The sequence below is a fragment of the uncultured Paenibacillus sp. genome (assembly GCF_963515335.1).
In the GTDB taxonomy this organism is placed as follows: domain Bacteria; phylum Bacillota; class Bacilli; order Paenibacillales; family Paenibacillaceae; genus Paenibacillus_I.
On record NZ_CAUPYC010000002.1, the window covers coordinates 30,959 to 57,519 of the forward strand.

A 26,561-nucleotide genomic window follows, 5' to 3' on the forward strand; every position below is an offset into this window, starting at 1 on the left:
TAATCGGAATTCGCTACACCGCTTCGCTTCACTTTTTGGGGATTATTTTAGGATATGGCATGGGGGCCCATGCGGTTACAACGGCACCGTGACGGGACGTTTCTGCCGGTAAAATACCCAGTGGCGGAACCCGATTTCCTTCAGCCGCTGCCGGACAAGCTCCCAATCCTCGCCGACGCGCCCCGGGTGATGCGCATCCGAGCCGAACGTGACGTCGACGCCGAAATGAAGCGCGCGCTCCAGAATGGCGTCGGCCGGGTACCAGCCGCCGCAGTCTTTCGTTGAGCCCGATGTGTTGATCTCGATTGCGACGCGGTTGTCCGCAATCGCTTTCAGGGCGTCGTCGATCGCATCGTGCGCGGCGATATCGGAGAAGGCCGGATAATAGCCCTTCATCGCGTCGATATGGCCGAGCACCTGGAAAATCCCGCTTCGAGCCGACTCCTCGATCAGCCGGTAATAGCTCTTTTTCTCTTCGACATGCTTTGCCTCCGACAGCCCCTTCCACCGATTGCGGTTGAAAATGCTGACGCCGCCCACCTGATGCACGGAACCGATAATGTAATCGAAAGGGTACGCCTCGTATGCGGTCCGGTAAACGTGGGCATGCTCCGGAAAAAAATCGGATTCGACGCCGAGCAGCACCTCGATCCGGTCCCGATATTTTTCCTTCAGGCTTAAAATCTCGTTCACATAGCCGGCGAACTCGCTTCGCGCCATCGCAATCCGCGGCTGGGGCCGGTCCAGTTCATGCGCGAAGTAAGGGGAATGATCCGATATGCCGATAGCGGTGAAGCCGGCTTCAATCGCCGATCGGATATAGTCCTCGATCGTGCCTTCCGCGTGGCCGCACCGCAAATGGTGGGTGTGCAGGTCGAATTTCAAACGGCTGCCGCCTCCTTCTTGTAAGTCAAGCTCGAAGCCTCTATTCGCTGCTGACGAATTGATGCTCCGGCATGCCTTTCAAATCGCTGAGAAACTGCTGCATCGCAGAATTCAAATATCTTCCCGATTTGTAGATAACGCCGACCGGATGGGTCGTTTCGAGCTCCGGAACCTTGATCATTCGCAGCGACCCCCGCTTCAGCTCGCCCGCAATGGACAGCTTGGAGACGATCGCCGCGCCCAGGTTGATCTCGACCATCCGCTTGACTTCTTCACTGCTGGACAGCTCCATCACGATGTTGGGCTCAATGCCGTACTTGCGGAACAACTGGTCGACGAACCTTCTTGCCAGCGTATCCGGGGAAAGCATGATAAACGGAATGTCCTTTAGCTTATCCACGGTCGTATGCTTTGAACCGCCGAGCGGATGGTCGGGGGATACGATCAGCTCGAACGTATCGTAATAAAGCACCGAGGTCAACAGGTTCGGATTGCGCTCGGACAGATAGGTGATGCCGATATCGATCGAGCCGTTCTCCACGCTGGCCATGACCTGTGAAGAAGGCATCGAATGGATTGTCGTCTTGATCAACGGGAACAGGTTCTGGAAGTATGAGAGAACACGCGGCAGGATTTGAATGGCAAAGGACGAGGTCGTGCCGAGGACGATATGGCCCTGCGGCGTTTCGTTCAAGTCGGACAGCTTCTGCTTGAGCTCCTCGACGATCGCCAATATGCGCTCGGCGTGCTCCAGAAACACCTGGCCGCGGTCGGTCAGCGTCACAGGCTGATTCCGGTCGATCAGCACCGTCTTGAACTCGTCTTCCAGGCTTTTGATCTGCGCGGATACGGCAGGCTGAGTCAGGTTGAGGAGCTCGCCGGCTTTGCGGAAGCTCATCGTCTTGGAGATGGTCAGTAGCGTTTCAAGCTGGCTGATGTTCAACGTCAATCACTCCCCTGGCCGCTCGCCTCATGGTTGCGCCCTAACGGCATATATGTATTATTATAGGCTATCCGCCTGCCCGCGGCAATTTGGCCGCCGCCTGTGCGCGGATGCGGCAGGATTGGCGCGAGGGATGTCGAATGTTTTCGCTTGGCAAGAGATCGATGGAGGAGGGACCGAATGGAGCGAAAAACGATACGGGCCTGGATCATGTACGACTGGGCCAATTCCGCGTTTGTGACGACGATGCTGGCGGCGGTCATGCCGGTATTTTACGAATCGGTCGCGGGCAAGGGTTTGGCGGACAATACGGCTGAAAATTATTGGGGCTTCACGCAGACGGTCGCCACGCTGCTCGTGGCGCTGCTGTCTCCCGTGCTCGGCGCCATTGCCGACTATCGGGGCTCGAAGGTGCGGTTTCTCGGCGTGTTTATGCTGGTTGGCGCCTTGGCCAGCGTTGCTTCGGCGCTCATCGGTGAGGGCGATTGGCTGCTGGCCTCGGTGCTCGTCATCATCGGCACGGTCGGCTATGCCGGGGGCAATACGTTTTACGATGCGCTGCTTACGGATCTGGTGCCGCTGGAGAACCGGGACAAGGTCAGCGCGCAGGGCTATGCCATGGGCTATATCGGCGGCGGGCTGCTGCTCGCGGTCAACGTCGTCATGATCCAGGGCTGGGAGATGCTCGGTTTCCCGGACCAGACGACGGCCACGCAGCTGGTGTTCGTGACTGTCGGCATATGGTGGCTGCTGTTCTCGATTCCCTTGTTCCGGAGCGTCAAGGACCGGCCGCGCAACCGGGGAATGAAGCTCGGCGCGGTTGTCCGCACCGGATTCGGCAATGTCGCCCGAACGTTCCGCAATATCCGCCGTTATCCGCAATTAATGAAATACATGCTTGCGTACTGGTTTTTCAATGACGGCATCAATACGATCATTCTGATGGCGACCGTGTACGGCAGCGGCATCGGGATCGAGATGAGCCATTTGATTATCGCGCTGCTGATCACGCAGTTCGTAGGGTTCCCCAGCACGCTTCTGTTCGGCCGGTTTGCCGTCAAGGCGGGGGCGAAGCGCGCGCTGTACGTCTCGCTGGCCGTATACGTCTTGATCGTCGTGCTCGGTTATTTTATGTCGACGGCCGCGCATTTCTATGCGCTCGCGATTATGGTCGGACTCGTGCAGGGCGGCAGTCAGGCGACAGCGCGCTCGATCTATGCGAATCTCGTTCCGCCGTCGCGGTCGGGCGAGTTTTTCGGCTTCTTGAGCCTGTCGAGCAAGTTCGCGTCGATTGCGGGACCGTTCGTATTTGCGGTGACGGGGACGATTACGGGCTCAAGCCGGCTGGCGATCGTATCGCTGATCGCTTTTTTCGTCATCGGCATTTGGCTGCTCACGCGCGTCGATCTCGCGCAGGGGCGGCGCGAAGCGCTTGCGCACGAACCGGGCGTGCCGGTGTGACAAACTCGCGGCGGAAACGCGCGAACTGGCGCGGGCCGTCCGTTAGCGGCATCGCGTGCCGCTAACGGGCGGCAGCAACGCGTGAAACCGCGGCGGGCGGTGGGTTAGCGGCACGAAATGCCGCTAGCCAGCCCAAATGTCGGAAAATCGCCCCGTTAGCGGCACCGCGTGCCGTTAACGGACGACAGTAACGGGCGAAACCGGTGCGGGCGGCGGGTTAGCGGCACCGCGTGCCGCTAACGCGTCCAAATGGCGGATAATACTCCCGTTAGCGGCATCGCGTGCCGCTAACGGGCGGCAGCAACGGGCGAACCGAGCGGCACACGAAACCCGCGGCGTGCGCTTATCGTCTTAACCGTTCCGCAACGCAAAAAGCCGGCCCGGCGCCATTAGGCGCCGGACCGGCTTTCCAGCAGCAGACTACAGCCAATCCTTCTTGCGGAAAAAGTAGTACATGCCGAAGCCGAGCACCAGCATGAACCCCAGCAGGATGATGGAGCCGCCGGGCGTACGAAGGCCGGGAATGTAGTCGAAGTTCATGCCGTATATGCCGGTCAGGAAAGTCAGCGGCATGAAAATGGTGGTCAGCGCGGTGAATACGCGCATGATTTCGTTCGCGCGCCCCGCCAGGCTCGATTGGTACGCCTCGCGCAAGTTGCCCATCAGGTCACGGTAGGTCTCGAACGCCTCGGCGATTTTCACGGCGTTCTCGTAAATGTCGTGGAAATATTTCTGCAGCTGGTCGTCGATCAGCTTCAGGTCGCGCTTGTTGAGGGCGGCGATGACCTCCTTCTGCGGACCGAGCACCTTTTTCAGCCACAGAATCTCGCTTCGCAAGCCAATAATTTCTTCCAGGTGCGATTTCTTCGTGTGCATGAGGATGTCCTCCTCAAGCTTCTCGATGCGGGCGTCAATCCGGTCGCCAACGACGAAATAATTGTCGACGACGAGGTCGACGATATGATAAAGAAACCGGTCGGGCCGGTTGACTTCTTGCTCCAGAAGCAGCGGCTTGACCGCGCGCAGCTCGTTGATTTTCTGCTTGGTCACGGTAATGATATAGTGGCGTCCGAGAAAAATGTTCAACGCGCGCAGAAAAATTTCCTCGTCGTCGAACCGGATGCTGTTGATGACGATAAAATAATGGCCGTCGTGCACTTCGATTTTGGGACGCTGCTCCTCTTCCGTCATGCTGTCCTCTACCGCCAGCTCATGCAGCCCGAAAAGCGGCTGCAGCACGGCCAGATCCTCCACGTCCGCGTCGATCCAATAGAACCCTTCGATCGGCGGTACGAGCGCGGCCTGAATGTCTTCCTCCACCGTAAATACGCCGTTGTTCACCAGCCGGATTTTCATCCGCGTTCACTCCTCTCGCTCATCCGTAATTGCCCAAGAACCGCGGATATCGGCGGGAAGCGAGGGTGACGGCTATTCACGCGGCTGCGCTCACGATGGCATGAAGAGCAGCGCGGTCATGGCCGGCTTCCGCTGACCCGGACGATATCCGGTTATGCACATGTACAAGCAGCCGTCGGGTGCGGATCGGTCGCCTTCCATAATCGCAAGCACTCCTTTAACGTCATTTTCGACACCCGCCCGAAGGCGAAAAGCGTGTCAATCCTTGTCTAGTATACTCCCGCCCGTCCGCTCCATACAAGCATGAAAAAGGGGAACCGGGCGCCTACAGCCAGTGTATTCGCCCTGGCGGGGGAAGGTGACGCCGAAAAAGCGGGCCGCCCGCGGCCAGAGGCGGTTCGTGTTGCGCGTGTTCATGCAGCGCTGATGCGCCGTTCCGTGTTCCGTGTTCTTGACGGGGATTGCGGAATGAGGTACACTAAAAAGCAACGAAAGTTCGAGGACAATTAAATACTTTCTTTCTTATCAAGAGCAGGCGGAGGGACTAGCCCGATGAAGCCCGGCAACCGGCGATAAGCACGGTGCTAATTCTTGCGGAAACGTTCGTTTCTGAGAGATGAGAGAGGGACATGAGTGATAAGCCAACCGACCCTTTCTCTGTGAGAGAGGGTCTTCTTTCTGCTCTCTCCCTTCAAGCTTTTGATGCGATGCCAAATCTTACAAAGGAGTGAGCCTGCATGCCGATTAAAGTTCCGGACAACCTGCCGGCCAAAGAAATTTTAGCAAACGAGAACATTTTCGTCATGGACGAGTCGGTCGCTTTTCACCAGGATATCCGACCGCTGCGCATCGCGATTCTGAATCTGATGCCGACGAAGGAGACGACGGAAACCCAGATTTTGCGCCTGATCGGCAATACGCCGCTGCAGGTGGAGGTCGTGCTGCTCCATCCGAAGACCCATACCTCCAAGAATACGTCCGCTGAGCATCTGGAGTCTTTCTACAAAACGTTCGACGATATCGCCCACCAGTATTACGACGGCATGATCATCACCGGCGCGCCGGTGGAGCACCTGCCGTTCGAGGAAGTGACGTATTGGGAAGAATTAAAGGACATCATGGACTGGTCCCGCCGCTCGGTCACCTCGACGTTCCATATTTGTTGGGCCGCCCAGGCGGGGCTGTACCACCATTACGGCATCCCCAAGTACGACGTGCCCGAGAAAATATTCGGCGTGTTCCCGCACACGGTGGTGAAGCGCAACATACCGCTGCTGCGCGGCTTCGACGAGCTTTTCTTCGTCCCGCAGTCGCGCCATACGGATGTGCTGCGTTCGGATATCGACAAGGTCGACAGCCTCGAGGTGCTGTCCGAATCGCCGGACTCGGGCGTCTATCTGGTGGCGTCGAAGGACGGGAAGCAAATTTTCGTCACCGGCCATTCGGAGTACGATCCGCTGTCGCTGAAATGGGAGTATGACCGCGACAAGGCCAAGGGGCTGCGCATCGACGTGCCGAAAAACTATTTTCCGGGCGACGACCCGGCGAGGCTGCCGCTGTCCTCGTGGCGCGCGCACGCCAACCTGCTGTTCTCGAACTGGCTGAACTATTATGTGTACCAGCAGACGCCTTACGATCTGGGAGCCGGCATCTGAGCCGCCGCCCGGCAGCACGGAAAATACTAAACGATGAAGGAGCATCCGTTCATGAAAATCGAAAGCCGTTTGGCACAGATCGGATCACAAAACGAACCCGTAACCGGAGCGGTAAGCTACCCGGTTTATCAGGCGACCGCGTTCCGCCACCCGAAGCTGGGCGAAAGCACGGGCTTCGACTACTCTCGGACGAAAAATCCGACCCGCTCCGTGCTGGAGGCGGCCGCGGCCGAGCTGGAGAGCGGCGACGCCGGCTTTGCCTGCAGCTCGGGCATGGCGGCGCTGCAGACGATCTTCGCGCTGTTCGGCCAGGGGGACCACCTGCTCGTATCGCTGGATCTGTACGGCGGTACATACCGGCTGCTGGAGAAAATCATGTCGCGCTTCGGCGTGACCGCCTCCTACGTCGACACGAACGATCTCGACGGGCTGGAGTCGCTTCGCCGGCCGAACACGAAGGCGGTTCTGATCGAGACGCCGACCAATCCGCTCATGATGATCACCGATCTGGCGCGGGTCAGCGAATGGGCGAGAAGCAAAGGACTGCTCGTCATCGTCGACAACACGCTGCTCACGCCGTTCTTCCAGCGCCCGATCGAGCTCGGCGCGGACATCATCATCCATAGCGCGACCAAATACCTCGGCGGACATAACGACGTGCTCGCGGGCCTGATCGTCACGAAGGGCAAGGAGCTGTCGGAGCGGATGTTTTTCCTCCATAATTCGATCGGCGCCGTGCTCGGGCCGCAGGATTCGTGGCTGCTGATGCGCGGCATGAAGACGCTGGCGCTTCGCATGGAGCGCCACCAGTACAACGCGACGCGGCTGGCGGAATTTCTGCTGGAGCATCCGGCGGTCGAAGAGGTGTATTACCCGGCGCTGCCCCACCATCCGGGACACGAGGTGCAGAACCGGCAGTCGTCGGGCAATACCGGCATTTTCTCATTTCGCCTGAAGGATGCCCGGTATGTCGAGCCGATTCTCCGCCACATCAGGCTGATTGCGTTCGCCGAGAGCCTCGGCGGCGTCGAATCGCTGATGACGTACCCGGCCGTCCAGACGCATGCGGACATTCCGGAGGAAATCCGCCGCAAGATCGGCGTGGACGACCGTCTTCTCCGGTTCTCCGTAGGCATCGAGCATGCGGATGATTTGATTGAGGATCTTGGCGGCGCGCTCGACGCGGCCGCACGGGAAATCGGGGAGTGATCGGACATGGCAAGCCGTCAATATGATTTTGACCGGGTCGTCGCGCGCGGCGGCACGGCCTCCTACAAGTGGGACCAATCGGAGAAGCTGTTCGGCCGCGCCGACATTCTGCCGCTGTGGGTCGCCGATATGGATTTCGAGCCGCCTCGCGAGGTGGTCGAGGCGATTACGAAGCGGGCGCAGGAGGGCATATACGGCTACACGATCCGGACGGACGAATACTATGAAGCGGTCGCCGGCTGGCTGTCACGCCGCCACAGCTGGACCGTCAAGCATGAATGGATCAGCTCAAGCCCGGGCATCGTGCCTGCGCTCAGCATCATCGTCCAGACGTTTACGGAGCCGGGAGACGGCGTCATTCTGCAATCGCCGGTGTATTATCCGTTCTACGACGTGATCCGGATGAACGGCCGCACCGTCGTGGACAACGCGCTCGTTGAGCGCGACGGCCGGTTCACAATGGATTTCGAGCTGCTTGAGCGCCAGGCGGCGGAAGGGGCCAAGCTGCTGCTGCTGTGCTCGCCTCACAACCCGGGCGGCCGCGTCTGGACGCGCGAAGAGCTCGAGCGGCTCGGCGACATCTGCCTCCGGTACGGCGTGCTGGTGGTCGCCGACGAGATCCACCACGATCTCGTATTCGGCGGGCACCGCCATACGCCGTTCGCTTCCGTCTCGGACGCATTCGCGCAGGCTTCCATTACCTGCATCGCGCCGAGCAAGACGTTCAATCTGGCGGGCTTGCAAGCGGCGTCCGTCATTATACCGAACGAGGCGCACAGGCTGAAATACAATCGCGCGCTGAAGACGTTGTCGCTGCACATGGAAAGCTTTTTCGGCCTGACCGCGGTCGTCAGCAGCTACACGCACGGCGATGAGTGGCTGGACCAGCTGCTCGTTTATTTGGAAGGCAATTTGCGGACGCTGCTCGATTATGTGGAGCGCCATATTCCGCAAGTAAAGCCGATCAGGCCGGAAGGCACGTATATGGTATGGATGGATTGCCGAGCCGTTTCGGAGGATCCGCGGGAGCTCAAGCGGCTGATGTTTGAGCGGGCGGGCGTCGCGTTCAGCGAAGGCTCGGTGTTCGGCAGGCAGGGTGCGGGGTATCTTCGCGTCAATCTCGCATGTCCGCGTTCGATTCTGGTCGAGGCGCTTGAACGCTTCGCCGAAGCGGTTCGCGAATCCGGGCCTCTCAGGTGACTGAGCAGGCCTTTTTGTGTTAATATACTTATTATAGTAAGTCTCAACGCGATGAGGCAGACAGGGAGCGGAAGGCTCCCCGGGAGAAGGAGGGTCCGAACGAAATGAGCCAAGTGGACCGCATACTGGAGCAAGCCTTGCTTGGAGAACGACTCAGCGTGGAGGATACCGCAGCGCTGTTCGAATCGGATCAGATCGAGAAAATGGGCCATGTCGCCAACCGGCTCATGCTGCGGCGCCATCCGCAGCCGATCGCGACGTTCGTGGTCGGGCGGAACATTAACTATACGAACGTGTGCGACGTTTACTGCCGTTTCTGCGCGTTTTACCGGCCGCCGGGCTCGGCGGAGGGCTACGTGCTCCCGGACGAGACGATTTTCACTAAAATCAAGGAAACGATAGAGGTAGGCGGAACTGAAATACTGATGCAGGGCGGCACGAACCCGAACCTGCCGTTCACCTACTACACCGATCTGCTGCGCGCGATCAAGCAGCGGTTTCCGGACATTACGATGCATTCGTTCTCGCCGGCGGAAATTCATAAGATGAAGGACGTATCCGGCGGTCTTACGCTGGAGGAGGTCGTGCGCGCCTTGCATGAGTCGGGGCTCGACTCTCTGCCGGGCGGCGGCGCGGAAATTCTCGACGACCGGACCCGCCGCAGGATCAGCAAGCTGAAGGGCTCGTGGACGGATTGGATGGACGTCATGAAGACGGCCCACCGGATCGGCATGAATACGACGGCGACGATGGTCATCGGCTTCGGCGAGTCGATGGAGGAAAGGGCCCTGCACCTGCACCGGGTGCGCGACGCGCAGGACGAGTGCCTGGCGAACGGCTACGCGTCGGCAGGCTTCCTCGCCTTCATCCCGTGGACGTTCCAGCCGGACAACACGAACATGAAGCGCGAGAAGGCGACGCCCGAGGAGTACCTCAAGACGCTGGCCATCAGCCGGATCACGCTCGACAACATCGACAACTTCCAGTCGTCCTGGGTGACGATGGGACCCGAGATCGGCAAGCTGTCGCTGAGTTACGGCTGCAACGATTTCGGCAGCACGATGATCGAGGAGAACGTCGTGTCGGCCGCGGGCACGACCCACAAAGTCAATATCGGCCTTATTCTGGAGCTTATCCGCGAGGCCGGCAAAATTCCGGCGCAGCGCAATACGCGCTATGAGCTGCTGAAGGTTTACCGCGAAACGGACGACGTCGGCCAGGATTTCGTCATGCAGAACTGAATCGGAGCTCGTTCATGCCTGCCGCCTCACGGTGGCGGGCTTTTCGTTCGGTTGGCGCCGGAACCGTGAGGACCGCTCCGTGATGCCTGCCCCGCAATAAGCAAACGGCGGCCGCCATTTTTCGCTGGCGTTTCGGGTTGATTTTGCCACTTCCGCTTTCGTATATCCCTCCATCCGCGACCATATACTGTTACGGAAAGGAGTGAGCGTATGGAGGTATTTTCGATTACCCTGACGTCCTCTTCCGAAGATAAAATGTCCCGTCTGACCCGCTGTTTGTCCGATGCGTTCGCGGATTTACATAGTCTCTCCTCCGATTCCGGCGTATGGGAGGTCGATTCGGATTCGGGCCGGCTGCGGTATGTCGATCGCCGCGGGGGCTGTTCCGAGGGCGAAAGCCGGGCTGCCGTTCTCAGGCACGCGGCGGTCGGGATGGCCGAATATGTGCTGCTCGAGTCGGAAGCCGTCCTGCTTCGTTCGATCGCCCGCAAGCAGTTCCATTATGAACGGGACGAGGATCTCGATAAAATCGTATGGCACTGCCGGCAGTTTTTGTACGGCAACGGCTCCTCCGAGGAAAACGGCCACACCGCCGACAGCCGCGGCAGACGCAAGCGGAAGGTGGCGAGTGAATTGGAAGCGTTTTTGAAGCAGCAGCCGCGCATCCATCTGGACGGTTACATCACATTCCGGCTTGCCTCCTATCGGGAGGAGCTGAGGGAGATCGTCGAATATGCGGTGGATGAATTCGTGATGGACAAACAATATCAGGAATTCATTTCCTTGCTCCGGTATTTCGTTTGCTTGCAGGAAACAAAAGTGCCCGTCGTCCATTTGATGCATGTGCAGGACAGCCAATTCACCTTGTATGACGAGCGGTACGAGCCGATCGAGAGCCGGCCCGTCGACCGGATCGTGGCCGAGATGATCGAGTCCGAAATGAATGTCGAGGACATGGTGGTGAGCCACTTGATCTCGATTGCGCCGGAGCGCATCGTCATTCATACGCGGCAGGAGGAGCTGTCCGTCATCCGGACGATTGAAGCGATTTTCGACCGGCGCGTGACCGTCTGTACGGGCTGCCGTTCGTGCGTAACGTTCTTCGAGGGTGCGTTCAAGCCGGGAGACCGCCGTTCCACTTGACCGCTGTGCGCGGAGCGGTTTATAATGGGGTTCATCAGCGACGACAAAGACATGTTTCGGCCCCGTGCGCGGTCCAGAGAGAGGAGACCCGGCTGCAATTTCCTTCCGAGAGCACTGGCGGAAATACCCCTTTGAAGCTGTGCGGTTGAAGCCGGTCTCCTTCGGGTGACGGTGGGTAAGCCGCGCCGGTTCATCCCCGTTACGGGATGCTCGAGGATACGTGCCTCGGCCGCTTCATGCGCCGGACGTATCGAATGAGGGTGGAACCACGGGTGATCAAGCGCTCGTCCCTATCGGGACGTGTGTTTTTTTTTGTTTTCTTTCATTATGGAGGAGGTTGTGAAAATGTCGATTCAAGTGAAATTTCCGGACGGCGCCGTGAGGGAGTATCCGGCGGGCACGACGGTCGAGGAGGTGGCCGGCTCGATCAGCCCCGGCTTGCGAAAAAACGCGGTCGCCGGCAAGGTGGACGGCAAGGTTGTCGATGTGTATGCGCCGCTCGAGCAGGATGCGGCGCTCGAAATCGTGACGCTAGACAGCGCGGACGGCCTGGAGGTTTACCGCCACAGCACAGCGCATCTGATGGCACAGGCGATCAAGCGGCTGTACGGCGACAGGAACGTGAAGCTGGGGATCGGTCCGGTGATCGAGGACGGCTTCTATTACGATATCGAGATGGAGCAGTCGCTTACGCCCGAGGACCTCGAGAAGATCGAGAAGGAAATGGAGCGCATCGTCAAGGAGGATCTGCCGATCCGGCGCCGTGTGGTCGGCCGCGACGAGGCGACGGCGATCTTCACCGAGCTCGGCGACAATCTGAAGCTGGAACTGATCCGGGATCTGCCGGCCGATTCGGTCATTACGATCTATGACCAAGGCGAGTTTTTCGACCTGTGCCGCGGGCCGCATCTGCCGTCGACGGGACGGATCAAGGCGTTCAAGCTGCTCAGCCTGGCGGGCGCCTACTGGCGCGGCGATTCCAGGAACAAGATGCTGCAGCGCATTTACGGGACCGCCTTCCCCAAGAAGGCGCAGCTGGATGAGCATCTCCATTTTCTCGAGGAAGCGAAGAAGCGCGATCACCGCAAGCTCGGCAAAGAGCTCGGCATGTTCACGTTCGCGAAGGAAGTCGGCCAGGGTTTGCCGATCTGGCTGCCGAACGGCGCCAAGGTTCGCCGCACGCTTGAGCGTTACATTGTCGACCTGGAGGAGCGGTTAGGCTACCAGCATGTGTACACGCCGGTCATGGGCAGCGTGGAGCTGTACAAAATATCCGGACACTGGGAGCATTACCAGGAGGATATGTTCCCGCCGATGCAGATGGACAACGAGGAGCTCGTGCTCCGTCCGATGAACTGCCCGCACCATATGATGGTGTACAAGAGCGACATGCGCAGCTACCGCGACCTGCCGATCCGGATCGCCGAGCTCGGCACGATGCACCGGTACGAGATGTCCGGCGCGCTGACCGGCCTGCACCGTGTCCGTGCAATGACGCTGAACGACGCGCATATTTTTGCCCGGCCGGATCAGATCAAGTCGGAGTTCGCCCGCGTCGTGCAGCTGATTCAGCAGGTCTATGCGGATTTCGGCATCAAGGAGTACCGGTTCCGCCTGTCGTACCGCGATCCGCAGGATACGGAGAAATATTTCCCGAATGATGAGATGTGGGAAATGTCGCAGCGTATGCTTAAGGAGGTCGTCGACGAGCTGGGGCTGCCGTATTTCGAGGCCGAAGGCGAAGCCGCCTTCTACGGGCCGAAGCTGGACGTCCAGATCAAGACCGCGCTCGGCAAAGAGGAGACGCTGTCGACGGCGCAGCTCGACTTCCTGCTGCCGGAGCGGTTCGAGCTCGAATATGTCGGCGAAGACGGCAAAAAACACCGCCCGGTCGTTATCCACCGCGGCATCATCAGCACGATGGAACGGATGACCGCCTTCCTGCTCGAAAATTTCGTCGGCGCGCTGCCGCTATGGCTTTCGCCTGTTCAAGCCCGCGTCATTCCGGTATCGATGGCTTACGAGGCATACGCCAAGGAAGTGGAAGAAAAGCTGGTCGCGGGCGGCGTGCGGGCCGAATCCGACCTGCGCAACGAGAAGATGGGCTACAAAATCCGCGAAGCGCAGCTTGAGAAAATTCCGTATATGCTGATCGTCGGCGAGAATGAGGAGAGCGGCGGAACGGTATCGGTGCGCAAGCGCGGCGAAGGCGATCTCGGGGCCAGGCCCGTTCAAGAAACGCTGGCGCTGCTGGCTGACGAGATTGCGGCCAAACGGGTGTAAACCTCCACTTCGGCTTCGCTTCACAGACTTGCCGAACGGAGTTTTGGCGCAGATTGGTATTGATGTCGATAACGGTCTGCAATTCCCCTCTAATTTGCAACATTAGCGAGTTATCCGGCGGAAATGCGGGCAAAACTGAATAAAGCTTGGCGCATCGGGGTAACCTCCGTTTAAGGGGGAGATTATCCACATGTCGTCAAGCTCTATCGCTTCCGCGCGATGCCTGAATATGCTGCTTGCGTTATTGGTCGCCGTCGTCATTGTCGGCACGGCGCATACCGCAAGCATCAGGAAGCCGGCCGCGCCGGCCTCCTCAGCCATCGCCGGGCAAGAGGCGGGGCCGAAACCGCCGATCGTGGCGGCGGCCTACAAATCCGGGCCCATCATGCGGCCACAGCGTCCGCCGGCCCCGCAGACTCGCCGGTCCGCGCTCGGTACGGCAAAGAACGCGGACGTGAAGGCGAAGGTGGCGGTCATACATAAGCCGAAGCCGATTCAAACCGTTCGCGTCACGGCTACAGGCTATACGGCCGGACTGGAATCGACGGGTAAAAAGCCGGGCATGCCCGGGTACGGCATTACCCGCTCCGGCGTCAAAGTGCGCAGAGACCATGTCTCGACGATCGCCGCCGATCCGAAGGTGTTTCCGATCGGAACGCTGATGTACATTCCCGGATACGGATACGGAATCGTCGCGGATACCGGCTCCGCGATCAAGGGCAACAAGATCGACCTTTACTTCGAGACGACCAGGCAGGTGTACCGGCTGTGGGGCAAACGGAAGGTCCACGTCGACGTACTCAAGAAAGGCGAAGGCAAGCTGGACGAATCGTGGCTTAAGGAATTGAATCGGGTGGTATCCGTCCAAAGAACCATTCCTGCCCATATTTTTGAGTCTTAAAGACTAAATTCACCTTGAGGAGATAGTTCCGCGGGGTGAATTTCTTTTTCTGAAAACGTGATATGATGATGGAGAGAATAGATTTTGTAAACGTTGTCACTGCGGGGGATCTGTCGATGTCATCAGTACAGGGCGGCGAAGATCCGCCGGGCAAGGATTGGATTGAGCAGGAGGCCGCGCTGCGGGAGCTCTATAGCCATATGATTCGGGTAGCTTACTCGAACGTCCGCAACAAGTCGGATGCGCACGATGTGGTGCAGGAGGCTTGGGTGAGGATGCTCTCCCATCAGGACTCGTTGCGGGAGGGGTGCAAGCTGACGGCGTGGGCCAAGACGATCACGCGCAATATTGCGGTGAACGTCAACAAGGTGGCGGGCCGGACGCAGCCGTGCGAGATTCGCGAAACCGGGGAGCGTTACGCCTGCTCAAGCGAGGCGGAGCTTTTGCTTGAGATATCCGAGCTGCTGGGCGGCCTGGATCCGACGACGCGGACGCTGATTTTGTATAAATTTTATTACGGATTTAAAGACCGGGAAATCGCCGACGCGCTCAATATGCCGGTGGGCACGGTAAAAGCAAAGATTCACCGCACGCGCGAGCGGTTGAGGGACGATCCGGTGTATCCGTATTGAGCGGTCATTGCCGTATAGGAATTGGGAAACGAACCTTGGAAGCCTCCCGGCGACCAGCCCCATACGCCGATTTCTAGCCGCTTGATGCCTTCATCGTACAAGCGGTCGGCTGATGGAGAGGGACAATGCGTCCCTTTTTCTACGAGAAACCCGTGTCTTTCTTGCGAATAGACACGGGTTTCGCTTTGTTTCCCCGACTTGCCGGCAGGTGATTGCGCATAAAATATTTTATTGCTCCGGGGATGTTCAAAAGCGCAATTATGCGATACAATAGGAGTGTTAAAAAATATTACATGGTGAGACAGGAGATATCGCATGACTGATCCCATCTTTTATATCGCCCCATCACACGTTAAGTATCGCAAGGCGGCGGATGTCTATCCGTTTCTGGAAGCCTATATCGCCAAAAAGGAAAATGAGATCGCCGATATCGAGCAGATGGTGCAGCGCTACGAGAAACGCCGGCAGGCGGAGGAGCGGGCTTATCAATCGATGTCGTCGCTGCGCCGCTTGCTTTCGGGCAAAAAGCCCGACCACCATTTGGCGGTCGAATATATTCATTATGTAAAGAAGCCGCTCGAGAAGGTCCGGGCGCTTCGCCAGGACATCGAACATGCCCGGCGAATTCTGGACAGCTCCTCGCCGTCCGATGTCGTTCCCGTTAACGAGGAAATGATAGAGGTATAGGAAACATGTCGTGAAAATCCGCCCCTAAGAGCGGATTTTTCTGTACCAAGCGCAAAAACCGCTGAGAGCCGGATGGCTTCAGCGGTTTTCATTTTGCCGAAAGCGATTGTTTATTGGCCGCCGGTCAGCCGTTTGACATCGAGGAAGTCGTGCTCCTGGCTGTAGGCGGGTACGCCGTGAATGCCGACATCGAGGCCGACAAGCTCCTCGTCCTTGGACACGCGAACGGGCGTTATTCGTTTAATCAGCCATAGGAAGCCCGCGGTGAGCGCGAAACCCCAGACGCTGACGACGGCGAGACCGAGCGCCTGCACGCCGAGCAGGCTCCAGCCGCCGCCGTAGAACAAGCCTGCGTAGCCTTTGCCGATTCCTTCGGTGAGTTCCGGTTTGGCAAACAATCCGACCGCTAGCGTGCCTATGCTTCCGCTGACGCCGTGCACGGCGAAGGCGCCGACGGGATCGTCGATCTGCTTGCTTTCCAGGTATTCTGTAGCCAGCACCATGGCCACGCCGCTTGCGGCGCCGATCAGGATTGCCGCCCCGTCTGAAACGAATGCGTTTCCTGCCGTGATGCCGACGAGTCCCGCGAGGGAACCGTTGATGACCATAGGCGGATCCGCTTTCTTGTAGCGGAGCATCGTAAACAGAATGCAGGCTGCGCCTCCGGCGGCCGCGGCAAGCATCGTGGCCATGGCGATGTGGCCGATCGAGCCGTTGGTCGCGCTGAGCGTGCTTCCCGCGTTGAAGCCGAACCAGCCGAACCAGAGAATGAAGGCTCCGACGGATGCGAGCGGCAGATTCGACGGAGGCACGATATTCACTTTGCCGTCGGGCGAAAATCTGCCGATGCGAGGTCCGATGAACATCGCGGCCGCCAAAGCCGAAAAGCCGCCGAGCGCATGGATAACAGCCGAGCCCGCGAAGTCGATCATGCCGAGCGAGCCGAGCCAGCCGCCGACGGACCATACCCAGTGCCCCGCAAATAGAAAACAAGCGCGCCGAACGTGATGTCAACGAACACTTTCATAATAATGCTGACTGCGTTTTTTTGCCGGACAAAGCCGGCTTCCAGCAAGGCGAAGCCGCCTTCCATCAGCAAGATCATAGCTGCCGTCAAGACGACCCAAATCGTGTCCAGGCCTTGCGACAACGTTTGCAAATCCATTCTTGTCCATCCCCTTTGAAACGTTCGTCATGTTAGATTTTCTCGTGCATCTATCAACCGCATCCCATTATAAAGTCGTCCTATAAACGCTGTCAATGAAATCAGGCCATTACATGACACGATATGTTAGATATATTTAGTGGAATTATTGCCGTTCTTACAAGGTTTCCCGTATACCCTTTCAATTACTCCGTCCCGAGACCGAGACAGGTTTCAATCGCTCGACCCTTTTACCGTTGTTGCGCCTTCGGCTATACTGGGAATAGCACGAAGCGGCAGAGGATGGTTATGATGAATGAACAATTCTTTCAGCGGATATTCTGGGGATTGCTTATCGCTGCCCTGGGCGTCGGGTTTCTGTTAAGGCAAGCCGGCCTGCTCGATTTCGATATCGGCGAGGCGATATCGCTGTTCTGGCCGGCGATCCTGATCGTATTCGGGCTTCAGAATATGGCGGTGGGCAGGCGCTACGGAAGCGGGGCGGCAACATGGGGAATCATTATGACGCTCGTCGGGTTTGTTTTTCTCGGTCGCAACCTCGGTTGGTTCGACTGGTCGATCGGCGATATCATTTCATATTTGTGGCCGGTCGCGCTGATCGTGTTCGGTCTGAGCATGATGTTGAAGCCCAAGCGGAAAAAGCCGCACGACGGCGACGAGGGCTGGAAGGCGTTTCCGCATACGACCTATGCGCCGCCCCGGCCTCCGGTCCCTCCGGCGCCGCCGCTCCATCCGAACCCGCTCGATCCCCAGCCCGAACACCAGCCCGTGCCTCCGGCGCCGGAATTCAACAAGCCGCGGCAAGGCGAGCCGCCGGGAACGGGAGCGGCAGGCCGGGACGCAAATGAAGGCGGGAACCGGTATGAACGGCGCGATTACCGCGATTATAAACGCGACCTCCGCGAGCGTTCCCGCCACCGGCATGGCTGCGCGCGGGTGGAATGGTGGAATCACGATCCGAAGGCGCTGACGCGCTCGGGCTTCATCGGCGATATCCATCTTGGCCATGATCACTGGGAGCTGAAGCCGATGAACATTTCCCATTTCATCGGTGACACCGTTCTCGATTTAACGAAGGCCCAAATTCCATACGGCGAGACGAAGATCGCGATTTCGTCGTTCATCGGCGACGTCAAGGTGTTCATCCCGAACGATTACGAGGTCGGCGTGCAGGTCGTATCCAGCGCCTTTCTCGGGGACGCTACGGTGCTGGAGCAGCGGGAGGGCGGTTTGTTCAAAAATATGAATGTCGAGACGCCTTACTATTACGATACCGACAAAAAAATCCGGCTGATCGTCAGCACGTTCATCGGCGACGTCCGCGTGACCAAAGTGGGGTGACCGCCGGATGATGGTCCGGTTTTGGCGCAGCAACAAGTGGGAGCTCATCTTTCTGTTCCTGGGCTCCTCGCTGCTGTCCCTTCTCATTATGTACGTCGGCGTCGTCTTCATAGGAGCGGGGATGGCGCTCGCAGAGATATGGACGGCCGTCTCGGTTGCTTTATTGCTTGTCAATGCAGGTTTCGGCTATTGGGCCGCCCAGCGCATACAACGCCGGATCGATTCGATGCACCTGGCGGTAAAGCAGGTTGCGCACGGCAATCTGGCGGTTCGCATCCCGGAGGCGGGAGCGAGGTCGTTCACCGCCGCTTATCATGAATTCAATGAAATGGCGGCAGCGCTGGAGCAGCGCATGCAGTGGCTCCAGAAGGCGGGCGAGGAGCATATCCTGCGGGAGGCCGCCTCGAACGAGGCGGCCGTGCTCGAAGAGCGGAAGCGGCTGGCGCGAGATCTTCACGATACGGTCAGCCAGCATCTGTTCGCCATTCATATGTCGGCTTCCTCGCTGCCCAAGCTGCTCGAAATGAACCGGGAGCGGGCGGAAAGCGTCATGGAACAGCTTATTCATATGTCGGCGATGGCCCAGAAGCAGATGCGCGGCTTGATCGCCCAGCTGAGACCGCTCGAGCTGGAAGGCCGTTCCCTGCACGAGGCGCTCGATAAGTGGTTTCCGGATTACTGCCGGCTGAACGGCATCCAGGGCGAGCTCGGCTGGCGCGTTGCGGGCACGCTGTCCGATGCGAAGGAGCATCAGCTGTTTCTGATTATCCAGGAGGCGATGGCCAACGTCGTCAAGCATGCCGGGGCCAAGAAAGCGTCGCTGCTCCTCGCGGAGACGGAAAGGCAGTATGTGATGACGCTGCAGGACGACGGAACCGGCTTCAGGGCCGATCAGGTCAAGGCCGGTTCCTACGGCTTGTCCACGATGCGGGAGCGGGCACGGAAGCTCGGCGGAGACGGGGAAATCATCAGCAAGCCGGGCGCGGGAACGCGGGTGAAAGTGACGATTCCGAAATTGGCGAAAGAGGAGAAGGAAGACAATGAGCGCAGCGGATCAATATAAAATTATGATCGTGGACGATCACGATATGGTGCGGGCGGGTTTGCGAACCTATCTGATGCTGGAATCGAAGTTCCGCGTCTCGGCCGAGGCGGGCAGCGGCGAAGAAGCGATGCGTCTGCTGCGCAGCATGTCGCCGGAGGAAAAGCCCGATGTCATTCTGATGGATTTGATGATGCCGAAGATGGACGGCGTCGAGACGGCGCGCGCGGTGCTTCAGGAGGAGCCCGGCATGAAGATCGTGCTGCTCACGAGCTTTCTGGAGGACGAAAAGGTGGTTGCGGCCATCGAAGCCGGCGCGGTCAGCTATGTGCTCAAGACCGTATCGGCGGAGGAGCTGATCTATGCGTTGAACGGCGCCGTCAAGGGCATGCCGGTGATGACGGGCGAAGTGTCGCAGGCGTTGACGCGCGGTCTTCGCCGGCGTACGGCGCAAGGCGCGGACGAAGGGCTGACGGAGCGCGAGAAGGAAGTGCTGTATCTGATCGCGGAGGGGCGCTCCAACAAAGAAATCGCCGAAGAGCTGCATATCAGCATCAAAACCGTGAAAACGCATGTCAGCAACCTGCTGATGAAGTGCGAATTGGAGGATCGGACACAGCTCGCCGTTCATGCCCACCGCAAAGGTTGGGTACGCTCGAGCTGAGCGTGCAAAGAACTTTTTCATACATAATCGAAAGGCAACGGGCAAACCTGCAAAAGACAACGCGCGGCAAGGAGACGGCGCCCGTGTCGACAAGAAACGGGTTTCCCTTTTTTTATTTCCGTTTATAATTTTTTTAAGATTGGTTTAATGTAGATTGTGCATGATAGTTTTAGCGATCAGTCGATCAGTCGACCAGCGATGTTCATATACAAGTCAAGGAGGAGAGCGGCATGGACGATCAGAACAAAAAAAATCCGTTCGACGATTTCTTCGGGAAGCAAAGCTCCCAGGCTAACGGAGAGCGCGATACGAACGGACGGGACGAAACGGATGACACGCAAAAGCCGTCCTATTACTATTCTTACGGGCCTTTTAAGTCCTCGCATGTAGAGCAAGAGGGGACGGCGCCGGGAGGGCGCGCGGAGCAGGAGCGCCAGAACGGCCATGCGGTCGTTTCCCAAGGGCCGGTCGACATCACGCCGCCGAAGGCCGTACCGGTGTATTCGCCTGTCCAGCCGTCGCACGCGGCGACGAAAAACTGGCAGGTGCGGGAAAGAAAGCGGACCTCGTTCAAGGCGATGTTCGCGTCGTTCATGGCCGGCGTGCTCGTGCTCGGCGGCCTGACGGTCGCGTCCGATCGAATGAATTGGTTTTCATCCGATCAGGCGTTGGCGTCTCAGGGGCAGTCGGCAAGCGGCGGCAATTCTTCGGCGGCGACGGCGAAGAATGGCGGCTCCGAGCCCGTTTCCAACGCGCTCGACATTGTGCGTCCGAACAATATCGCCAAAATTTTCGAGCAATCCAGCCCGGCGGTCGTCAAGATCGAGACCTATGTACGGAGCCGCGGCAACGGAGGCGGCAGCGGAGACGGACTTTTCAACGATCCGTTCTTCCGCCAGTTTTTCGGGGATGATTTCAGCGCGCCGACGCCGAACCAAGGCGGGAACGGCGGCGGCCAGCTGATGCCGAACGGGCTCGGTTCCGGATTCCTGTACAAGAAAGACGGCTATATTCTGACCAACCAGCATGTCGTAGGGGATGCCGACCAAATCAAGGTGACCGTGCAAGGCTACGATAAGCCGTTTGAAGCGAAGCTTCTGGGCAACGATTATAATCTGGACCTGGCGGTTCTGAAAATCGAAGGCGATGGCTTCCCGACGCTTCCGATCGGCGACTCGGAGGAGATCGACGTCGGCGAATGGGTGGTCGCGATCGGCAACCCGAACGGCTTCGACCATACGGTGACGGTCGGCGTACTGAGCGCCAAGGGGCGTCCGATCTCCATACCGGATGCGCAAGGCACACGCAACTATGAAAACCTGCTGCAAACCGATGCGTCGATTAACCCGGGCAACTCGGGCGGTCCGCTGATCAATTTGAACGGTGAAGTCATCGGCATCAACACCGCGGTCAGCACGCAGGCGCAGGGCATCGGGTTCGCGATTCCGACCACCACGATCAAGGAAGTCCTGGACACGCTTGAGGCGAACAAGCAAGTTCCGAAGGCGCCGTCGCCGTTCATCGGGGCAACGCTGTCGGATATTACCGAGGAGATGGCTTCCCAGCTGGGACTGGCCGACACGAACGGCTCCATCGTCTACAATATTACGTACAATTCGCCGGCATTCAAAGCGGATCTGCGCCAATATGACGTGATCGTCGGCATGGATGGGACAAAATACAATAATAAAGAGGATTTGATCGCCGCCATCCAGAAGAAAAAAGTAGGCGATAAAGTAACCATGAATGTGATCCGCAACGGCAAATCGATCGATGTAGTCATTACAATCGGCAACAAGAACGATTTCAACGTGGTGCAGTAACCGCACGCTGTTCGCACGCGGAGCGCAGGCAGGCCGCCGGCCGTCTGCGCTCTTTTCCATGGTGGTAGCTGAAGGGGGAACGTCGGTGAGACAAAAAATATTGGTCGTGGACGACGATGAGAAAATAACGTCGCTGCTGCGGCGCAGCCTGGCGTTTGAAGGCTATGAGGTGACGACGGCGGCGAACGGCCTGGAAGGCTTGAAGACGATGCTCGCGGCCGAGCCGGACCTGGTCATTCTCGACGTGATGATGCCGCATGTCGACGGCTGGGAGGTGTGCCGGCGCATCCGCGAGGGAGGCAGCAGCGTACCGGTTCTCATGCTGACGGCAAAGGATGAAATCAAAGACCGCGTCAAAGGGCTCGACACCGGCGCCGACGATTATCTGGTGAAGCCGTTCGCGCTGGAGGAGCTTCTGGCGCGCGTGCGCGCGCTGCTGAGGCGGAAAAGCGAGAAGAGCGAAGGCGGCGCGGCGCGGCTGGTTTTTGACGACCTCGTGCTCGATCTCGACTCCCGCGAGGCGATCCGTTCGGGGCGCGTATTCGATCTGACCAGCAAGGAGTTCGATCTGCTTCACCTGTTCATGCAGAATCCGAGGCGTGTGCTTACCCGCGAGACGATTATGGAGAAAATATGGGGCTACGACTACAGCGGGGAATCGAACGTGCTCGAGGTTTATATCGCCATGCTCCGCCAGAAAACGGAGGAAGGCGGCGCGCGGAGGCTGATTCAAACCGTCCGGGGCACCGGCTATGTGCTTAAGGGAGAGAACGGGTAATGTCCATCCGGCTAAGACTGACGTTATGGTACTCCTGCTTGCTGGCCGTGACGATGATCGTGCTCGGCAGCGGGATTTATTTTTTCGTCCGGTACAATACGTTCAGCGATACGAAGCAGCAGATTCACAATCAGGTCCGCAGAATCGACGTAAGCTCATCCATCGATTATTTCAATAATTTCAAAATCAATCCGACCGTGCGGATCGGCTATGAAGGCATGTACGCGCAGATCGTCAATTATGTAACCGATTCGGTTGTCCCGTCCAGCAATCTTCGGGAAGCGAAAATCCGGCTGCCCTACCCTTCTTTACAGAGCAACCCGAAACCGGGTTTCGTGGAAATGACGGTGAACGGTACTCATTTCCTGGTCTATCAAACGCCGCTCGTCCTGGAAGAAAACAATCAGGTTATCGGTCTGCTGCAGGTCGCCGCCAGCACCGAGCGCGAGTACCGCTTTCTCGAAGGATTGCGCACGATCCTGATTTTCACGTCGATCGTCGTCATTTTTCTGGCGTTCACGCTCGGGTTGTTCATTGCCCGGAAGGCGCTGCGGCCGATCGAGGACGTCATTCTGGCGACCAACCGGATCGAGAACGGCGCCAATCTCGGCATGCGCATTCCCAGAGGAGATCCGAACGACGAGATCGGTCTGCTCACCGATACGCTCAACGGCATGCTGGCGCGGATCGAGACGACCTATAACGAGCTGGACGATGCGTACAAGGCGCAGCGGCGGTTCGTTTCGGACGCTTCGCATGAGCTGCGAACCCCGCTGACCACCATCCGCGGCAACATCGATTTGCTCGAGAAAATGTGGCGGCAGGAGCTGAAGGCGATCGAGGCCGGTTCGGCCGGAAGCGTCTCCCTGATTCTGGAGCCCGAGCGGGCCGCGCTGTCGCTGGAAGCGATGCGTGACATATCGGAGGAAGCGAAGCGGATGAGCCGGCTTGTGGCGGATATGCTGTCGCTCGCGCGCGCGGATGCCGGGTACGAGATGGAGAAGCAGCCGGTGGAGCTGCTGCCGCTTGTCGAGGAGGTGGCCCGCCGGGCCCATTTGCTGCCGCGCAAGGCGGAATGGCTGGTCGGCGATTTGTCGTCCCTGCGGGGCTTTATGGTGAACGGCAACCCGGATTATTTGCGGCAGCTTGTGTTCATTTTCATCGAGAACGCGTTTAAGTACACAACCTCCGGCGAGGTGGAGCTGAAGGCGATCAAGGTCGACGGCCAGGCCGGCATTGTCGTGCGGGACACGGGCATCGGCATGAACAGCGAGGAAATTCCCTATATTTTCGAGCGCTTTTACCGGGCCGACCTGTCGCGGGGCAAAACGGCCGGCACCGGACTCGGCCTTTCGATCGCGAAATGGATCATTGACGAGCACAACGGCTCGGTTGAAGTGAAAACGCGGGAAGGGGAAGGCACGACGTTCATCGTCTGGCTGCCGGAATTCTTTCCTCCCCGGGACGATTCGGGTATAATGGAACAACCGGGCCGGCTGGACGGATAAGCCTGTCAGAATGCCGGCCAGAAAGCGGGTGGCACGTTGGAAATCGTTAAAATATCGCCGCGCGGCTATTGCTACGGCGTCGTCGACGCCATGGTGCTGGCCCTGCAGACGGCCAAAAATTTGGAGCTGCCGCGGCCCATTTATATTTTAGGCATGATTGTGCACAATCAGCATGTGACCGATGCGTTCGAGAAGGAGGGCGTCATTACGCTTGACGGCGCCAACCGGCTGGACATCCTCGATCAGATCGATAAAGGCACTGTTATTTTTACAGCCCACGGCGTATCGCCCGAGGTGCGCCTCAGAGCGCGGGAGAAAGGGCTCGCTGTCGTCGACGCGACCTGTCCGGACGTCACAAAGACGCACGATTTGATCCGTGAGAAGGTGGCCGACGGCTATGAGGTCGTCTACATCGGCAAGAAAGGGCATCCCGAGCCGGAGGGCGCGATCGGCATTGCCCCGGAGCATGTGCATCTGATCGAACGCGAAGAGGAAATCGACAAGCTGCGGGTGCCGTCCGGCAAAATCATCATTACGAACCAGACGACGATGTCGCAATGGGATATCAAGCATCTGATCGCCAGGCTGCTTGAGCGGTTTCCCGCGGCGGAGATCCATAACGAGATTTGCCTGGCGACGCAGGTGCGCCAGGAGGCGGTAGCTGAGCAGGCCGGCCAGGCCCAGCTCTGCATCGTCGTCGGCGACCCGCGCAGCAACAACTCGAACCGGCTGGCGCAGGTGTCCGAGGAGATCGCCGGCGTCAAGGCGTACCGCGTGGCCGACGTTACGGAGATCCGGCGGGAATGGCTGAAGGGCATCACCCGGGTTGCGGTCACGTCCGGCGCTTCGACGCCGACCCCGATCACGAAGGAAGTGATCGCGTATCTGGAGCAATACGACCATGACCGGCCCGAAACCTGGGACGTCAACCGGACAGTCAACATGAACAAGCTGCTGCCGACGGTACGGGAGAAGTCGGCCACGTCTTGACGGCGGTTGGATGCCGGCGGCCGGGGTAGCAAGCTTTAATGAAAGGCCCTGATCGGAAAACGTTCACGGCCTTTTTCGCGTGGACAATTATAGCTCTTTCGCCGATCCGCCGACCGCCGCTAATTATGCGGCAAAACTTCGCCACCTACGGTCCTATAGCTGTCCTCCAATCTCCCGCCAACCTTTTTAAAGTGCGTCCGAACGTCGCTTAATTACAGCCGAGTAGCTCTTCACCGCCGTGCAACCTGCAAAACGCAGGTCAGATATTTTGTTCTTGACGGCGACGCGCATTATCCCGTATGATTGCTTTAATGATTAAAAGCGTAAAAGCTTAAAAGCATATAAGCGTTGAAGTGCGAAAGGGGATAACAACGATGATCGTCATTACAAAGCCGGATGCAACGGAAGACAAAATCCAGGAGATCGTGCGGCATATCGAGAAAGCGGGCGTGCAGGCGCACGTATCGCGCGGCACGGACCGCACGGTGATCGGGATTATCGGCAAGGCCGACCCGGCGCTCGCCGAGCATCTGCGTTCCATGAAGCATGTCGAGAACGTGATCAAAATTTCGAAATCGTACAAGTTGGCGAGCCGGGATTTCCATCCGGATGACACGATCATCGAGATCAAGGGTGTGAAAATCGGCGGCCCAAACCTTGTCGTGATGGGCGGCCCATGCGCGGTCGAATCGCCGGAGCAGATCGACGAGATCGCGCGTCTGGTGAAAGCGGCCGGCGGTCAGGTGCTGCGGGGCGGAGCGTTCAAGCCGAGAACCGGGCCTTACAGCTTCCAGGGCATCGGGGTTGAGGGACTCGCCATGATGGCGGAGGCCGGCAAGAAGCACGGGCTGCTCACGATTACGGAGGTCATGACGCCCGAATATGTGGATGTTTGCGCCGAGTATGCCGACATTCTGCAAGTAGGCACGCGCAACATGCAGAATTTCGATCTGCTCCGCAAGCTCGGAACGATCAAGACGCCGGTGCTGTTGAAAAGGGGATTCAGCGCCACCTACGACGAATTCCTCAATGCGGCGGAATACATTCTGGCCGGCGGCAATCCGAACGTCATGCTGTGCGAGCGCGGCATCCGCACCTTCGAAACATATACGCGGAACACGCTTGACCTGGCGGCGATTCCGGTGCTGCAAAGCCTGAGCCATCTGCCGGTCATCTCCGACCCGAGCCACGGCACGGGCCGCCGCGAGCTGGTGGAGCCGATGGCCAAAGCATCGGTGGCCGCCGGCGCTAACGGACTGATCATCGAAATGCATACCGATCCCGACAATTCGGCGACCGGCGACGGCGTCCAGTCGCTCTTCCCGGACCAATTCGCGGCGCTGCTGAAGGAGCTTGAAGTGATCGCCGGCGTCGTCGGCAAAACCTTTAATACGAACAAAGAGCCGAAGGAGAAATTCGCGGCCTGGAAAGTGGTCTAACATTCGGAAATGCCGATACGGCAGAATCAAACAGCCTCCCCGAAGGATGATTTTTCCTTCGACAAGAGGCTGTTTTTTCGTTATATAATAAGGCTTTCTACAAAATGTGAACTTTTGTTAGCATAGCTGACACTTCCGTAAAAAATATCTGACATAAGTATTGACGGTGTAAAGTGACGAGTTCTATAATAGTGACAGTTTAAAAAGAAAAAGTA

At 58.4% G+C, this 26,561-nt stretch carries 21 protein-coding genes, 1 pseudogene and 1 riboswitch; of the genes and pseudogenes, 18 read left to right on the forward strand and 4 right to left on the reverse strand.

Features of this window, described 5'->3' with window-relative positions; genetic code table 11:
* Positions 1–75 precede the first annotated feature (75 nt).
* Positions 76–885, reverse strand: coding sequence for a histidinol-phosphatase (locus RWM61_RS01055; protein ID WP_313996436.1), 810 nt, complete (start codon positions 883–885; stop codon positions 76–78).
* 40 nt (positions 886–925) lie between these two features.
* Positions 926–1,828, reverse strand: coding sequence for a LysR family transcriptional regulator (locus RWM61_RS01060; protein ID WP_313996438.1), 903 nt, complete (start codon positions 1,826–1,828; stop codon positions 926–928).
* 180 nt (positions 1,829–2,008) lie between these two features.
* Between RWM61_RS01060 and RWM61_RS01065 the strand changes: the two genes are divergently transcribed.
* Positions 2,009–3,289, forward strand: coding sequence for an MFS transporter (locus RWM61_RS01065; RefSeq protein WP_313996440.1), 1,281 nt, complete (start codon positions 2,009–2,011; stop codon positions 3,287–3,289).
* A gap of 420 nt (positions 3,290–3,709) precedes the next feature.
* On the opposite strand, the gene corA is transcribed toward RWM61_RS01065, so the two are convergent.
* Positions 3,710–4,645 (reverse strand): magnesium/cobalt transporter CorA, encoded by a 936-nt coding sequence (corA, locus tag RWM61_RS01070; protein WP_313996442.1) that lies wholly within the window; start codon positions 4,643–4,645, stop codon positions 3,710–3,712.
* Positions 4,646–5,164: 519 nt separating this feature from the next.
* A riboswitch (SAM riboswitch) is annotated at positions 5,165–5,268 on the forward strand.
* A 114-nt stretch (positions 5,269–5,382) separates the two neighbouring features.
* Here corA and metA point away from each other — a divergent pair.
* The 9 genes from metA to RWM61_RS01115 all read left to right on the forward strand — a co-directional run bounded on the left by metA (position 5,383) and on the right by RWM61_RS01115 (position 15,596).
* Positions 5,383–6,300, forward strand: a complete 918-nt coding sequence (gene metA, locus RWM61_RS01075; RefSeq protein WP_313996444.1) for a homoserine O-succinyltransferase — start codon at positions 5,383–5,385, stop codon at positions 6,298–6,300.
* Positions 6,301–6,351: 51 nt separating this feature from the next.
* Entirely contained in the window at positions 6,352–7,509 is a 1,158-nt protein-coding gene (locus RWM61_RS01080; RefSeq protein WP_313996446.1) for a PLP-dependent transferase, read from the forward strand.
* Positions 7,510–7,515: 6 nt separating this feature from the next.
* Positions 7,516–8,709, forward strand: coding sequence for a MalY/PatB family protein (locus tag RWM61_RS01085; RefSeq protein ID WP_313996448.1), 1,194 nt, complete (start codon positions 7,516–7,518; stop codon positions 8,707–8,709).
* A 104-nt stretch (positions 8,710–8,813) separates the two neighbouring features.
* Positions 8,814–9,950 (forward strand): cyclic dehypoxanthinyl futalosine synthase, encoded by a 1,137-nt coding sequence (mqnC, locus tag RWM61_RS01090; protein WP_313996450.1) that lies wholly within the window; start codon positions 8,814–8,816, stop codon positions 9,948–9,950.
* A gap of 210 nt (positions 9,951–10,160) precedes the next feature.
* Complete coding sequence (locus RWM61_RS01095) at positions 10,161–11,093, forward strand: putative sporulation protein YtxC (RefSeq protein WP_313996452.1); 933 nt, start codon at positions 10,161–10,163, stop codon at positions 11,091–11,093.
* A 345-nt stretch (positions 11,094–11,438) separates the two neighbouring features.
* Positions 11,439–13,376 (forward strand): threonine--tRNA ligase, encoded by a 1,938-nt coding sequence (thrS, locus tag RWM61_RS01100; protein WP_313996454.1) that lies wholly within the window; start codon positions 11,439–11,441, stop codon positions 13,374–13,376.
* Between the two features lie 190 nt (positions 13,377–13,566).
* The gene (locus RWM61_RS01105) at positions 13,567–14,277 is read left to right on the forward strand and encodes a 3D domain-containing protein (RefSeq protein WP_313996456.1); all 711 of its coding nucleotides are present in this window, start codon (positions 13,567–13,569) and stop codon (positions 14,275–14,277) included.
* Positions 14,278–14,393: 116 nt separating this feature from the next.
* On the forward strand, positions 14,394–14,909 hold the full coding sequence (locus RWM61_RS01110; protein WP_313996458.1) for an RNA polymerase sigma factor: 516 nt from the start codon (positions 14,394–14,396) through the stop codon (positions 14,907–14,909).
* A 315-nt stretch (positions 14,910–15,224) separates the two neighbouring features.
* Positions 15,225–15,596 (forward strand): hypothetical protein, encoded by a 372-nt coding sequence (locus tag RWM61_RS01115; RefSeq protein ID WP_313996460.1) that lies wholly within the window; start codon positions 15,225–15,227, stop codon positions 15,594–15,596.
* A gap of 110 nt (positions 15,597–15,706) precedes the next feature.
* Here RWM61_RS01115 and RWM61_RS01120 read toward each other — a convergent pair.
* Positions 15,707–16,761, reverse strand: a pseudogene (locus RWM61_RS01120) (ammonium transporter).
* Positions 16,762–17,052: 291 nt separating this feature from the next.
* Between RWM61_RS01120 and liaF the strand changes: the two are divergent.
* The 8 genes from liaF (at position 17,053) to aroF (ending at position 26,346) form a co-directional block, all read left to right on the forward strand.
* A complete protein-coding gene (gene liaF / locus RWM61_RS01125) occupies positions 17,053–18,102 on the forward strand; it encodes a cell wall-active antibiotics response protein LiaF (protein ID WP_313996462.1) in 1,050 nt (349 codons plus the stop codon).
* A 7-nt stretch (positions 18,103–18,109) separates the two neighbouring features.
* Entirely contained in the window at positions 18,110–19,165 is a 1,056-nt protein-coding gene (locus RWM61_RS01130) for a sensor histidine kinase (protein ID WP_313996464.1), read from the forward strand.
* Positions 19,143–19,808 (forward strand): response regulator transcription factor, encoded by a 666-nt coding sequence (locus RWM61_RS01135; protein ID WP_313996466.1) that lies wholly within the window; start codon positions 19,143–19,145, stop codon positions 19,806–19,808. Before RWM61_RS01130 ends, RWM61_RS01135 begins: the two co-directional genes overlap by 23 nt.
* 230 nt (positions 19,809–20,038) lie before the next feature.
* Positions 20,039–21,631 carry a trypsin-like peptidase domain-containing protein gene (locus RWM61_RS01140; protein ID WP_313996468.1) on the forward strand — a complete coding sequence of 531 codons (1,593 nt, stop codon included), beginning with the start codon at positions 20,039–20,041 and terminating at the stop codon, positions 21,629–21,631.
* A gap of 85 nt (positions 21,632–21,716) precedes the next feature.
* Complete coding sequence (locus RWM61_RS01145) at positions 21,717–22,409, forward strand: response regulator transcription factor (protein ID WP_313996470.1); 693 nt, start codon at positions 21,717–21,719, stop codon at positions 22,407–22,409.
* Complete coding sequence (locus RWM61_RS01150; RefSeq protein WP_313996472.1) at positions 22,409–23,917, forward strand: HAMP domain-containing sensor histidine kinase; 1,509 nt, start codon at positions 22,409–22,411, stop codon at positions 23,915–23,917. The genes RWM61_RS01145 and RWM61_RS01150 overlap by 1 nt, the downstream gene beginning before the upstream one ends.
* Before the next feature lie 36 nt (positions 23,918–23,953).
* Positions 23,954–24,907: a 4-hydroxy-3-methylbut-2-enyl diphosphate reductase gene (locus RWM61_RS01155; protein WP_313996474.1), complete on the forward strand. Its 954-nt coding sequence runs from the start codon at positions 23,954–23,956 to the stop codon at positions 24,905–24,907.
* A gap of 374 nt (positions 24,908–25,281) precedes the next feature.
* On the forward strand, positions 25,282–26,346 hold the full coding sequence (gene aroF / locus RWM61_RS01160; protein ID WP_313996476.1) for a 3-deoxy-7-phosphoheptulonate synthase: 1,065 nt from the start codon (positions 25,282–25,284) through the stop codon (positions 26,344–26,346).
* Positions 26,347–26,561: the final 215 nt, after the last annotated feature.

What these genes read in the sequence shown, in the direction of transcription:
- RWM61_RS01065 (WP_313996440.1), top strand. Translation starts at nt 2,009, where the DNA reads ATGGAGCGAAAAACGATACGGGCCTGGATCATGTACGACTGGGCCAAT.
- corA (WP_313996442.1), bottom strand. Translation starts at nt 4,645, where the DNA reads ATGAAAATCCGGCTGGTGAACAACGGCGTATTTACGGTGGAGGAAGAC.
- RWM61_RS01115 (WP_313996460.1), top strand. Translation starts at nt 15,225, where the DNA reads ATGACTGATCCCATCTTTTATATCGCCCCATCACACGTTAAGTATCGC.
- mqnC (WP_313996450.1), top strand. Translation starts at nt 8,814, where the DNA reads ATGAGCCAAGTGGACCGCATACTGGAGCAAGCCTTGCTTGGAGAACGA.
- RWM61_RS01080 (WP_313996446.1), top strand. Translation starts at nt 6,352, where the DNA reads ATGAAAATCGAAAGCCGTTTGGCACAGATCGGATCACAAAACGAACCC.
- liaF (WP_313996462.1), top strand. Translation starts at nt 17,053, where the DNA reads ATGAATGAACAATTCTTTCAGCGGATATTCTGGGGATTGCTTATCGCT.
- aroF (WP_313996476.1), top strand. Translation starts at nt 25,282, where the DNA reads ATGATCGTCATTACAAAGCCGGATGCAACGGAAGACAAAATCCAGGAG.
- metA (WP_313996444.1), top strand. Translation starts at nt 5,383, where the DNA reads ATGCCGATTAAAGTTCCGGACAACCTGCCGGCCAAAGAAATTTTAGCA.
- RWM61_RS01140 (WP_313996468.1), top strand. Translation starts at nt 20,039, where the DNA reads ATGGACGATCAGAACAAAAAAAATCCGTTCGACGATTTCTTCGGGAAG.
- thrS (WP_313996454.1), top strand. Translation starts at nt 11,439, where the DNA reads ATGTCGATTCAAGTGAAATTTCCGGACGGCGCCGTGAGGGAGTATCCG.
- RWM61_RS01130 (WP_313996464.1), top strand. Translation starts at nt 18,110, where the DNA reads ATGATGGTCCGGTTTTGGCGCAGCAACAAGTGGGAGCTCATCTTTCTG.
- RWM61_RS01095 (WP_313996452.1), top strand. Translation starts at nt 10,161, where the DNA reads ATGGAGGTATTTTCGATTACCCTGACGTCCTCTTCCGAAGATAAAATG.
- RWM61_RS01150 (WP_313996472.1), top strand. Translation starts at nt 22,409, where the DNA reads ATGTCCATCCGGCTAAGACTGACGTTATGGTACTCCTGCTTGCTGGCC.
- RWM61_RS01110 (WP_313996458.1), top strand. Translation starts at nt 14,394, where the DNA reads ATGTCATCAGTACAGGGCGGCGAAGATCCGCCGGGCAAGGATTGGATT.
- RWM61_RS01135 (WP_313996466.1), top strand. Translation starts at nt 19,143, where the DNA reads ATGAGCGCAGCGGATCAATATAAAATTATGATCGTGGACGATCACGAT.
- RWM61_RS01105 (WP_313996456.1), top strand. Translation starts at nt 13,567, where the DNA reads ATGTCGTCAAGCTCTATCGCTTCCGCGCGATGCCTGAATATGCTGCTT.
- RWM61_RS01085 (WP_313996448.1), top strand. Translation starts at nt 7,516, where the DNA reads ATGGCAAGCCGTCAATATGATTTTGACCGGGTCGTCGCGCGCGGCGGC.